The following is an 11467-nucleotide window of genomic DNA, read 5'->3' as shown; positions in this document are numbered from 1 at the left end:
GAGCAGTTGTCGCTCCAGTTGGCGGTAAGTTCAGGCCAGTTGGCGTTGCAACCTTCCAGTGCGAAGTCAGCAGGTGCGTCAATAGACGGAGCTACATCATCAACAATCCGAGAAACAAAAGTGAATGCAGAAGCTGAATTTCCACATTCGTCAGTAACGTTAAAGAAAAACTTAAGTGTTTCGATACAACCATCTACAGTAATGGGCCCTTGTGTGGCTATGACAGTACCTCCGTCTGAACAGTTATCAGTCCAGGTAGCCGAAAGTTCGGGCCACTCTGGGTTACAACCTTCAAGTAAGAAATCTTCTGGCGCATTAATTATCGGAGGAACCTCGTCAAAGGTGCGATACACTGTAGTGGTTGTTGTTGAAGTGTTGCCACAGTCATCAGTAGCAATAAAAGTGTAGGTTTTTGATTGGATGCAAACGCATTCAATGGTTTCACAACCCGGACCCGTAAATTCATCGCTTGTGCAATCAGGACCAGCTTTGAGAAAACCGGTTGATGTAGTAGATAAGTAGGCATCATTCAATACAACAGTGAAATCAGCACAAGTATTTTCACCAAGTTGTAAATCATCCCATTTCAAACCATACACACCGCATGTTGGGTCATTTCCTACCGTCCAATTGCTGTAGGGAATTCCATTGATCAGAACTGCTTGAATATCTGAGGCAGTAATGTCTTCGCACAAAGCAAGCGTAAAATGGCTTAGACCAGGTACACTCCAACATACATTGTTGGTAAAAGTTGAAGTGCATGCATTTTCTTGAACGTCGCCCGGTATACCAGTAATGGTGCCACCAGCAGAGCAGTTGTCCGTCCAGGTAGTCGATAAACTTGGCCAGTCAGCGTTACAACCGTCGAGCATGAAGTTTGCGGGAGTATTGATTACGGGGTTCTCATTGTCAACTATTCGCGAAACGTAGGTGAAAGCAGAAGCAGAATTACCGCAGTCATCGGTTACGTTGAAGATAAACTTCAAAGTCTCAATGCAGCCATCTACGGTTAGTGGGCCTTGAACAGCAGTTATCATACCGCCGGCGCCACAGACTCCAGTCCATGAAGTTTGAACAGTTGGCCAGACCGGGTTACAACCTTCCAAAGTTATGTCTTCTACCGGTGCGATTTGCGGCATCTGCGCGCTAAAAACATTGATGGTGGTTTCGCAAGTGATGCTGCTTACATCATCAGAAATAGTATAAACTCTCGTGACTACGATCGGGTCAGTAGGACAACCTGTACCGTTCGATACTGTTTCATCGATTGAAACTTCAACTGTTCCACAACCGCCTTCGAAAACTACGTCGTTTGGTGTGGCTGCAGGTACGTCTCCAATACATTCAAAAGTTTGTGGTGACTCCGGGCAGGTAACACTGAGTGTTACGCTAGCCGGGTTGCAACCAAGCGAAGGACCGGCGATAATACCTGAGTTCTGAACGATACCACCTTGGGCAACCCAAAGAATATCGCTGATTGCATAGTTGTTGTCTAATACGAAGTAGTACTTCCTGGTTTGTCCGTTGGCAAAAGGATCGTCAAACTTTAAGCCGTACACGCCCGATTGAGCGTCTGTTGTCGGCTGAGTAGTATTTGCCCATGGGTTGAGTGTTGTTCCGTTACCACTCCAGGTTCCCATTTGCTCAACATTGAAGTTGCAGCTCGCATCCATCTGGAAAACAGTATAGTTAAGAGATGGGTTGATTCCACCATTGACACAGTAGTACCAGGTGCTCTGACCAGTAGAGGGGTAGTTGTATTTCACTCCTGCAAAGCTGGCACTATGGTTTGCAACGTTTGAAACCGGGTGGTTAGAGCAGGCGATATCGAAGCTGGTTGGAGTAAGAATAAACTCCTGCTCGCATTCTGCTGTGCGTCCGCACTCGTCTGTTACAACAAGGTTGTATGTGTAGGTGGTACTTCCGCAGCCGTTGTCTGAGATAACGGGTCCCTGAGCAACAACAGTAGCGTTAAGGCCGCAAGATGTGGTGTATGAAACACTTCCTGGGGTAGGTGCGATTTGAGAACCACTTGTAATATGCACAGGGCTGGAAGGGCATGTTGTGATAACAGGCCCTTGGTTGTTGATAGTGAACAACTGCTGACATTGAGCAGCATTTCCACAAAGGTCAATTACGGTGTAAACGATTCGGTAAACCGAACCATCACAATTTTGACCACCTGAAATAAGTTGAGGCAAACCTGCACTTACAGTTGCCTGAGCATTGGTGCCGCAATCAACCGTAAACTGGAGTCCGCTTGTGTTGGAAGTGATTTCGTCCTTACAGCTTACAATTTCATCATCAGGACAAAGAAGGATAAAAGGAGGCTCGGTACAATTGATACGGATTGCCTCCAGAGCGTTACTTAATTCAAAACAACCCTCACCCGCAACGGCAGCAATGCCACTAATGGGTAATCCTATTTCAAGTCCGGTAATAGTACCTGACCATGAAATAGCTTGCAAGAAAAATGACCCCAGTCCGTAGCTATTGAGGTTAAATAATCCGGTGTTGTTTATATCCAATATTGTACCTGTGCTATTGGTTAAAAAGTATTGGTAGTTGTCGCCACCTGTAAGACCCAGGGGAGCGGCGCTAATTACGTCATCCAGGCCGTTGTTTGCACAAAAAGTAATGGGCGAAGGAGCGCCTTCTTCAAAACCGATGGTTCCTGATTGACACAGGAACGAAGAGAAGCTGGATGCTTTGATAAACACCCCGCTATCCCACAACCCGTCTCCGGCATCCGCAATTCCAAATTTGAAGGTGTATTGGGCACCAGGTACAATCGCAACCTGCGCTGTTAGTGCAACAGTGAACCCATCGTATTCAATGGTTAAACCTCCGGTGTTGTCGATATAGTACTGCGAGTTGCTGAGAGACTGGCAGTTGGAAGCATTGCCATGTTGACCAGATGTTCCATTGTTCACCGTATTGATAGCTACCGGTAACGTTGAGTTAGGGATGAGTGCCACGTTTTGTGTTTGATAGGTTCCTCCACCGGGTATGGGACCGGACACGAAGAATGCAAACACGTCGTTGTACTGAGAGCAAACGTATTCGGGGTACTCTTCGGATCCAAAAACGTATTGTACTGTAATTAGGTCTTGAGTAGCCACGAAGTCAAACTCCAATATACAGGCATCAAATAAAGGTGCCGATACCAAAAGCTGAAGATCGGGGTCGCCATGATACGCCGACGGATGCTGTACAGATTTGTTCCCAACCAGGTTGGGCCCGATGGCGTCTGTTGCTTTGCCAGTGGTTAGCAAAACACCATCACCAATTCCGATGTTGGTTGTATTGCCATTTGCAAAAAAGCCATAGGCGTCGGGTGCGCAATTGAGGTTGATGTTCGACACGGTAACTCCAGGTCCAACAATTTCCTCAATTAGTTCAAGTGCCGTCGGGTTGGGAGTAACTTGAAGCTGAGCAGCTGCAGGAAACCAACCGCAGAGCATTAAGCTCAGAACGGCAATTAGTTTTGTAGTGATTGTTTTCATCTCAACTGTGTTTATATTGGCTGTTTTTCGACGGATGCTGAATTATTTTTTGTTGTTGAATTCTGCCTGTTGTTGATTTTTCAGGTAGTCGTTCCACTCTACATCCGTCCAGTCAGGACGCTCATTTGCTTTTAGGTAGAGGATAGCTGCTTTCTCATGAGGAACAGCACGCATCAAATGAAGGTCACCCGATTTCGTTCGGATGTACTCAATCATTTCCAGATCTGTTTTGAATTCCATATGGCTCAAATCAAGCCTAAAGGATTGTCCAAGGTCAGATTCTGCAGGGATTCGAAGCTCACCTTTTTTAGTGAGAGCTATTGATTGAACTTCCTGACCGTAAGCCAGATTGATGCTTGTGATTCCACTGAGCACAAAGCACACAAGGGTGAATATCAAGGTTTTCATAATGAGGGTTTTGTGTTTATTATTCATGAGTTAAAGCAATACAAGTTCAGGGCGCAACGTAGTTGCGTTTCTGTTTAGTTTTGGTTATCAGAAGATTGAAAAGTTTGTTGACAAGAGGTTCGGTTTGTTCATTCCGAACTTCAATACGCGTTTATCGAGTGTGGGTTACATTTAGATACTATTTGTGTTTCAAAGCGAGACAAAATTAGATCAAAGAAAGGCGCTTGTCAATACCTGAAACTAATTCATCGGCAAAAAAACACCATTCATCGAACATTACAGCCAGCTTAAGGATGCTTGAAAGCCCCGCAAATACTACGATTTGCTAGTTTTGAGAGACTTAGGAAAAAGTTGAACAAAAACCACCTTTTTTTGTGGTACGTACATACATTACGTACCTATCTAAGCACCTTTGTAAAAATCAAAAAGAGATGAATACACTTAAAATTGGCCAGAAGGCACCCAACTTTACTTTTCAGACTGTTGAAGGACAATCAAAAAAGCTCAGTGATCTGGCCGGAAAGAAAATTGTTCTTTATTTTTACCCGAAAGATGATACCCCGGGTTGTACGGTTCAAGCCTGTAATCTCCGTGATGATTACTCACATTTGCTAGAGGCGGGAATTGAAGTAATCGGCATTAGTGCGGATTCAGATGAAAAACACGAAAAGTTTCGTGCGAAGTATGGGTTGCCGTTTCCGCTTGTTGCCGATACCGATAAGGAGGTCATTCAGGCTTATGGTGCCTGGGGTCAAAAGAAATTCATGGGGAAGGAGTATGAAGGTATTTTGCGTACTACCTTTATCATCGATGAAAAAGGAATGATTGAGCATGTGATCGAAAAAGTGAAAACCAAAGAGCATAGCAACCAAATCAACGAATTGTTAAACTTCAAATAACACACTACTATGTCTACCGACGCGAACAAAGAAAAGCTTAAAGCCTTGCAGCTTACCATTGATAAACTTGAAAAATCATTTGGAAAAGGGGCAGTAATGAAACTTGGCGACGACGCCGTTGTGCAGGTCGAATCCATACCCTCGGGTTCAGTAACGCTTGACATGGCCCTGGGAGTTGGAGGTTATCCAAAAGGACGAATCATTGAAATTTACGGGCCAGAATCATCCGGTAAAACCACCCTTGCCATTCATGCCATTGCCGAAGTGCAGAAAAAAGGTGGTATTGCTGCCATTGTAGATGCAGAACACGCGTTTGATCGTTTTTACGCCGAAAACCTCGGTGTTGATACCGGTGAACTGCTTATTGCACAACCCGATAATGGCGAGCAGGCACTAGAAATAGCCGAAAACCTGATTCGGTCGGGTGCGGTAGATTTGCTGGTGGTGGATTCAGTAGCTGCCCTTACTCCTCGTGCTGAGATTGAAGGGGAAATGGGCGACTCTCAAATGGGACTGCAAGCCCGATTGATGTCAAAAGCCCTCAGGAAACTCACTGGTACTATCAGTAAAACCGGTTGCTGCTGTATTTTCATCAACCAGCTCCGCGAAAAGATTGGTGTGATGTTCGGAAACCCGGAAACAACCACCGGTGGAAATGCGCTCAAATTTTACGCTTCAATCCGCCTTGATATCCGTCGTATCAGTCAGATAAAAGAAGGAGACGAAGTGATCGGAAACCGCACGCGGGTGAAAGTGGTGAAGAACAAGGTGGCCCCTCCCTTTAGAAAAGCAGAGTTTGACATCATGTACGGAGCGGGAATTTCCAAAACCGGAGAAATCCTGGATCTGGCTGTAGATATGGGAATTGTGAAAAAGAGCGGGTCGTGGTTCAGCTATGGCGATACCAAACTAGGGCAGGGTAGGGATGCCGTAAAACAGGTGATTGCCGATAACCCCGAACTGCAGGAGGAACTGGAAGAGCGAATAAAAACACACCAGCCGGAGTAGTAAAGAATTGGTACATTTTGTTCATGGGGCTTTCGTTTGAAAGCCCCATTTTTGCTTTCCGAAAAAGTGAAATTCAGACTTTGAAACACAACATTCCTATGATAAGAGTTGGCGTTTGGATAGTGATAGTCTCGTTGATAGGGGTGATTGGGTGCAACGAACCCGGCGCTTCGGATGAGCCAACAACTCGACAGGATGGCGATAGAAGTGAGGAAAAAGTGCCTCGATCGCGTGCGGATGAAATCTCAATTGAGATAAGAAAGGATCCCAAAAACCCTGTGCTTTATGCCAGGCGAGCAGAAGCACATATTGCAGAAGGCTCCCTGGTACTTGCTTTGGAGGATATCAACAGGTCACTGACACTCGACTCGGTGAATGCGGTCTTCCATCTTTCAAAAGGTGAGATTCTCTATGCTCAGAAAAAAGTGGACAAAGCCATTGACAGTTTTGAGCGTGCCCTTGAGCTCGATGGCAATAATACCGAAGCCCTTTTAAAGATGGCCGAAGTTCAACTGCTGCTGAGGCAATATCAGGAGTGTTTTAACCTAGCCAACAAAGCCCTGCGCATCAACGATCAGCTTTATCAGGGTTACTTTATAAAAGGATATGCTCACTATGAACTGGGCGATACCTCAAGGTTTATCTCATCTGTTCAGACGGCCATTGAGTTGAACCCAAACTTCTTTGATGGCTTTATGATGCTAGGTTCGTTCTTCAGTTCAATAAACGATGATGTAGCGCTCGACTATTTCGACAGTGCGCTCGAAGTAAGGAAGGATGACGTGCAGGCGCTCTATGCCAAAGCGATGTATTTTCAGGAGCAAGGCAGGCTGGAGGAGGCAATGGAGCTGTATGAATACATGGTAGCGATCGACCCGAACAATGGCCTGGCATGGTTTAATCAGGGCTTCATCTGGCTTGAGTACTACGAAGAACCTCAGGCGGCCATACCTTTTTTCAAAAAGACCATTGAGGTTTTTGACGGATACGACGATGCCTTCTACAATCTTGGGCTGTGCTACGAGCTGATTGGAAATTTCTCAGAGGCAAAAAGCTATTTTGAACAAACACTTGAGGTAAATCCGCAGCATGATTTAGCCGCGATCGGTCTCAGCAGAGTGATGCGCCGTTCGTAAGGGTGGCACAATAAACAAAACGTTTTGCTCCGGTGGAGCTTCTTCGTCCATCCGTACGTGAACCATCACGGTAAATGTTCTGTGAAAAATGAGCTGCTCGTTGTCAACGGGCCGATAAAACAGAGATACGTCTGCGAAGAAATGAGTCAGGGCTCCATAATTTTCAATCTCAAGTCGGATTTGCCCCAGTTCACGGTTAAAGCCATCATCATCGGGTTGAACGCCAATGTTACGCTGGGTGATAATGACTTCATTGGGCGCGTTTTCTTCGATATACCAGTTACCGCCCAGCTCAAATTGTAGGGTAATACCTGATTCGCCACGCGGAACATAGATGGTGTCGAGTTCCAAAAGTTGCGTATTGTTTACAGCTTGGAAACTCATTTCAAATTTATTCTCAAACTCAAAAGGTCGAACAAAATCGCGTTCCGGGTTGAACACACGCAGGTTGTGGTTGTAGGTGTCTGAGAAGTACATTTTATCTCGAAGAAAAGTTAACCCAGTGGGCTTATTGAGAATAGCCCGAAGTCCACTTCCGTTTCTGTATCCACGATCTCCCGTTCCGATGAGGGTTTCTACACGTCCTGAACCCGGGTCAATTTCCTTGATTTTGTTGTTGAACTGATCGGCAACGTATAACTTCTTTGCGTGATATGTGATTCCGGCCGGAGCTTGCAATAGAGCTTCTTTGCTTTTACCATCTACATCGCCGTATTCAAAAACTCCTTTTCCGGTAATGGTTACTACCCGGTTGCGGGTTAACGATCTCACAGCGCTTGATTGTCGTTCGGTAAAGTAAATCACACCATCATTATCGTGCGTTATACCATAGGGTTCGGCCAAAAGACTTGCTTCCAGCTTGCCGTCTTCAAAACCAAATTTTCCGGTGCCTGCATGAGGTTCCGCAATGCCGGTAATCAAGTTGTATTTCCAGATTTGATTCCAGCCTGTCATGGTGATGTAGAGCAAATCGTCCACAATGGTAATGTCGGTGGGTTGGTTCAAGCCGTGACTTGATCCGATGATGGTATCGGGAATTTCAAAACTGCGCAAACCATTGCCGAGCACGGTACTCACCATTTGCTTGCGCAAGTCGTAACGTCGAATGAGATTGTTGCCGGTGTCAGCGATATACAATGCACTATCCGATTTGTGATAAGCCATGCCCCTGGGGCCCTTGAACTTTGCAGACATATAGCTGCCATCTGTCCAACCCTCTTTACCTATTCCGATGGTTTCTTCAACAATGCCATTTACATCTACTTTGTGTATCCTGTTTCCTCGAGTATCGCTAACAAAAAGAAAAATGACTCCGTCGTTTTCAATAAAAGTAGGAAAGGCCATCAATCCTTGTTGAAATTTACCTAATTCACTACTGTAGAAAGACCCTGTGGAAACTACACGTCCTTCATACCGGGAAATGAAATCGGAGAAATCGGCACCTGGTTTGGCACCTTGCCAGCGCATCACAAGCTCTCCTTCGGGGTTAAAGAGCAGGTGTGTGGGCCATGCTTCAATCATGTATTCGTCCCAGAGAAAAAAGTTTTGATCGTTGAGGACGGGAAACTGAATATTGTGTTTGATGATAGCGTCTCTGAGGAAAGAGGTGTCGCGCTCAGCCGGATATTTTGGAGAGTGCACAATAATGGTTTCCAGTGATCGATGTTCTTTTTTTAATTGGTTCATCCAATCTAACTGCGTCAGGCATAACTCCGACGACATGGCCCAGAAACTGAGTAGTACAAACTTGCCATTAAGAGCGGCTCGTCTTATACGTTGTGGACTATTTAACCAGTCCACATCATCATAAGGAAATTCAACCAGGGTATTGGTAGGTTCGCGGGTTGGCTCAACGGCTTCAGGGGTGCCGCTGTCTTTTTTCTTCTTGTTCTTTTTCTGGGCAAAAGCTTGGGGAGCTGCCAAGAGCAGCAAAACCATGCAAAAAATAAGATGTCGGTACATAACTGTTTTATGGCTTGGATACAAAGCTATTCAATTTTCATTCCGCATTCCAATTGAGCCGAAGGTAATGAGAGTGTACAACGAAAAAAGGGAGACTTTCGCCTCCCTTTTTGAACAAAGTAGTAAAATGGGGTTTACTTAACAGCGTCAACCACTGCTTTAAACGCTTCGGGGTGGTTCATGGCCAAATCGGCAAGAACTTTTCTGTTCAGCTCAATTCCTTTGGCGTTTACTTTACCCATGAATTCAGAGTAGCTCATTCCGTGTTCTCGTGTACCGGCGTTGATACGCTGAATCCACAATCCACGGAACTGGCGTTTTTTCTGTTTTCGATCGCGGTAGGCATAGGTTAAACCTTTCTCTACTGCATTTTTGGCTACGGTCCAAACGTTTTTCTTCCGTCCGAAGTAGCCTTTGGCCTGTTTAAGGACCTTTTTCTTGCGTGCCTTACTGGCAACTGAGTTTACTGATCTTGGCATGTTTCTGTGTTTTTTGGTACAAAGCGCCCTTTTTAAAGGATCTTGTTTTTTGGCTCAGTACCCGGTTAAACGACCTGATTTAATTTCACGCTTATTAAACGAGCAACATTCTGCGCACGTTGGCGTGATCTGCTTTGTCCACAATGGTGAAGGCTGTGAGGCGCTTCTTCCGAACCTTTGACTTTTTGGTAAGGATGTGGCTCTTGAACGCGTGTTTCCTTTTGATTTTGCCGCTGGCGGTAACTTTAAACCGCTTTTTGGCAGAGGAAACTGTTTTCATCTTTGGCATGTCCTCTGTGATTTATGGGTTAGTACTACTTTGTTTTCTTTTTAGGTGCTATCATCATAATCATGCGCTTACCTTCTAACTTGGGCATTTGTTCAACAAGGCCGTGTTCTTCCAGTTCCTGCGCAAATCGCAACAGCAATATTTCACCTCGTTCTTTAAATACGATGGTCCGTCCTTTAAAAAAGACAAAAGCTTTCAGCTTTGCGCCTTCCTCTAAAAACTTCTTTGCGTGGTTCAACTTAAATTCAAAGTCGTGGTCGTCTGTATTGGGTCCGAAGCGAACTTCTTTCACAACAATTTTTGACTGCTTACTCTTGATCTCTTTCTCTTTCTTTTTCTGATTGTAGAGAAATTTCTTGTAGTCAATGATTTTGCAAACAGGCGGGTCGGCATTGGGTGATATCTCTACCAGGTCCAACTCGGCTTCTTCAGCCTTCCTCAAAGCTTCGTCCACAGAAATGACTTCGGCGCCTACACCGTCTTCAACCAAACGTATCTGTCGGGCGGTAATCTCATTGTTAATCCGATGGGGATTTTTTTTGATTACCCTTCCGCGACCTTGAAATTTACGAGCTATAGCTTTTGTGTTTTAGTTATTTAACAATTCACGCGAAATTTCCGCCTCGATGTGAGCAGCAAAGGCTTCGGGTGTCATACTTCCCAGATCTCCTTCGCCTTTCTTTCGAACTGAAATCTCGCGCGCTTCTTCTTCTTTTTCACCAACAATCAGCATGTAAGGGACTTTGTCAAGTTCCGCGTCGCGGATTTTCTTGCCAATCTTCTCAGACCGATCGTCAATAAAGCCGCGAATATCGGAAATATTCAGCAAACTCAAAACTTCCTCGGCGTAGCTCTGGTACTTTTCGCTGATGGGAAGTATTCTGATTTGGTCGGGAGTTAGCCACAAAGGCAGGTTTCCACCGCAGTGTTCCAGCAGTACGGCTACAAAACGCTCCATGGATCCAAAAGGCGCACGGTGAATCATTACTGGCCTGTGTTTTTGGTTGTCCGCACCGATGTATTCAAGTTCAAAACGCTCAGGTAAATTGTAATCAACCTGAATCGTACCCAATTGCCATTTTCTGCCAATGGCGTCTCTCACCATAAAGTCGAGCTTTGGCCCGTAAAATGCAGCCTCACCGTATTCAACCACCGTTTTGAGTTCTTTTTCGGCCGTTGCTTCTATGATGGCTTGTTCAGCTTTTTCCCAGTTTTCGGTACTACCAATGTACTTGTCCGGATTATCGGGGTCTCGCAACGAGATTTGCGCGGTAAAGTCATCAAAACTTAGCGTTTTGAAAATGTAGAGCACCAAATCTATCACCTTCTGAAATTCTGCCTTTAACTGGTCGGGTGTGCAGAAAATATGCGCGTCGTCCTGGGTAAATCCGCGAACACGCGTAAGGCCGTGCAGTTCTCCGCTTTGCTCGTATCTATATACTGTGCCAAACTCAGCAAAGCGAATGGGAAGATCTTTGTAGGATCGCGGCCGGGTTTTGTATATTTCGCAATGGTGTGGGCAGTTCATAGGTTTCAGCAGAAACTCTTCGTTCTCGGCCGGAGTTTGGATGGGTTGAAAAGAGTCTTCACCGTATTTGGCGTAGTGCCCTGATGTGACATACAGGTTTTTGCTTCCGATGTGCGGAGAAATCACCTGGTCGTAGCCTGCTTTGCGCTGCGCTTGTTTCAAAAAGTTTTCGAGTCGCTCACGAAGCGCGGCACCTTTAGGCAACCAAAGGGGAAGCCCCTGACCAACGTTTTGAGAGAATGCAAACAGCTC

10 protein-coding genes are annotated in these 11467 nt (G+C 45.4%); 3 read left to right on the top strand and 7 right to left on the bottom strand.

Annotated features, from left to right (window positions below):
• On the bottom strand, nucleotides 1-3464 hold a 3464-nt coding region (locus EA392_04380), incomplete at its 3' end, for a hypothetical protein (protein TVR40231.1).
• An 84-nt stretch (nucleotides 3465-3548) separates the two neighbouring features.
• Nucleotides 3549-3941 carry a hypothetical protein gene (locus tag EA392_04375; protein ID TVR40230.1) on the bottom strand — a complete coding sequence of 131 codons (393 nt, stop codon included), beginning with the start codon at nucleotides 3939-3941 and terminating at the stop codon, nucleotides 3549-3551.
• A gap of 404 nt (nucleotides 3942-4345) precedes the next feature.
• On the opposite strand from EA392_04375, the gene EA392_04370 reads away from it, so the two are divergent.
• From EA392_04370 to EA392_04360, 3 genes are read left to right on the top strand one after another with little or no spacing between them, the layout of a single operon-like run.
• Nucleotides 4346-4813, top strand: coding sequence for a thioredoxin-dependent thiol peroxidase (locus EA392_04370; GenBank protein TVR40229.1), 468 nt, complete (start codon nucleotides 4346-4348; stop codon nucleotides 4811-4813).
• A gap of 9 nt (nucleotides 4814-4822) precedes the next feature.
• Nucleotides 4823-5821, top strand: coding sequence for a recombinase RecA (gene recA / locus EA392_04365; protein TVR40228.1), 999 nt, complete (start codon nucleotides 4823-4825; stop codon nucleotides 5819-5821).
• Nucleotides 5822-5844: 23 nt separating this feature from the next.
• On the top strand, nucleotides 5845-6957 hold the full coding sequence (locus EA392_04360; GenBank protein TVR40227.1) for a tetratricopeptide repeat protein: 1113 nt from the start codon (nucleotides 5845-5847) through the stop codon (nucleotides 6955-6957).
• Here the strand turns inward: EA392_04360 and EA392_04355 are convergent.
• From EA392_04355 to thrS, 5 genes are all read right to left on the bottom strand, one after another.
• A complete protein-coding gene (locus EA392_04355) occupies nucleotides 6916-8919 on the bottom strand; it encodes a hypothetical protein (GenBank protein TVR40226.1) in 2004 nt (667 codons plus the stop codon). The genes EA392_04360 and EA392_04355 overlap by 42 nt on opposite strands.
• Before the next feature lie 134 nt (nucleotides 8920-9053).
• Nucleotides 9054-9398 (bottom strand): 50S ribosomal protein L20, encoded by a 345-nt coding sequence (locus tag EA392_04350; protein ID TVR40225.1) that lies wholly within the window; start codon nucleotides 9396-9398, stop codon nucleotides 9054-9056.
• Nucleotides 9399-9492: 94 nt separating this feature from the next.
• Nucleotides 9493-9687: a 50S ribosomal protein L35 gene (locus EA392_04345; protein ID TVR40224.1), complete on the bottom strand. Its 195-nt coding sequence runs from the start codon at nucleotides 9685-9687 to the stop codon at nucleotides 9493-9495.
• A 25-nt stretch (nucleotides 9688-9712) separates the two neighbouring features.
• A complete protein-coding gene (locus EA392_04340; GenBank protein ID TVR40223.1) occupies nucleotides 9713-10231 on the bottom strand; it encodes a translation initiation factor IF-3 in 519 nt (172 codons plus the stop codon).
• A 45-nt stretch (nucleotides 10232-10276) separates the two neighbouring features.
• Nucleotides 10277-11467: threonine--tRNA ligase (gene thrS, locus EA392_04335; GenBank protein TVR40222.1), on the bottom strand; the 1191-nt coding region annotated here is incomplete at its 5' end.

It is taken from the genome of Cryomorphaceae bacterium, from assembly GCA_007695365.1.
Taxonomy (GTDB): Bacteria; Bacteroidota; Bacteroidia; order Flavobacteriales_D; family SKUL01; genus SKUL01.
This window is presented reverse-complemented; position numbering and strand designations above follow the sequence as displayed.

Excerpts from the sequence above, each read along its gene's own strand:
- EA392_04345 (TVR40224.1), bottom strand. The coding sequence starts at position 9,687 with ATGCCAAAGATGAAAACAGTTTCCTCTGCCAAAAAGCGGTTTAAAGTT.
- recA (TVR40228.1), top strand. The coding sequence starts at position 4,823 with ATGTCTACCGACGCGAACAAAGAAAAGCTTAAAGCCTTGCAGCTTACC.
- EA392_04350 (TVR40225.1), bottom strand. The coding sequence starts at position 9,398 with ATGCCAAGATCAGTAAACTCAGTTGCCAGTAAGGCACGCAAGAAAAAG.
- EA392_04355 (TVR40226.1), bottom strand. The coding sequence starts at position 8,919 with ATGTACCGACATCTTATTTTTTGCATGGTTTTGCTGCTCTTGGCAGCT.
- EA392_04375 (TVR40230.1), bottom strand. The coding sequence starts at position 3,941 with ATGAATAATAAACACAAAACCCTCATTATGAAAACCTTGATATTCACC.
- EA392_04360 (TVR40227.1), top strand. The coding sequence starts at position 5,845 with ATGGGGCTTTCGTTTGAAAGCCCCATTTTTGCTTTCCGAAAAAGTGAA.
- EA392_04370 (TVR40229.1), top strand. The coding sequence starts at position 4,346 with ATGAATACACTTAAAATTGGCCAGAAGGCACCCAACTTTACTTTTCAG.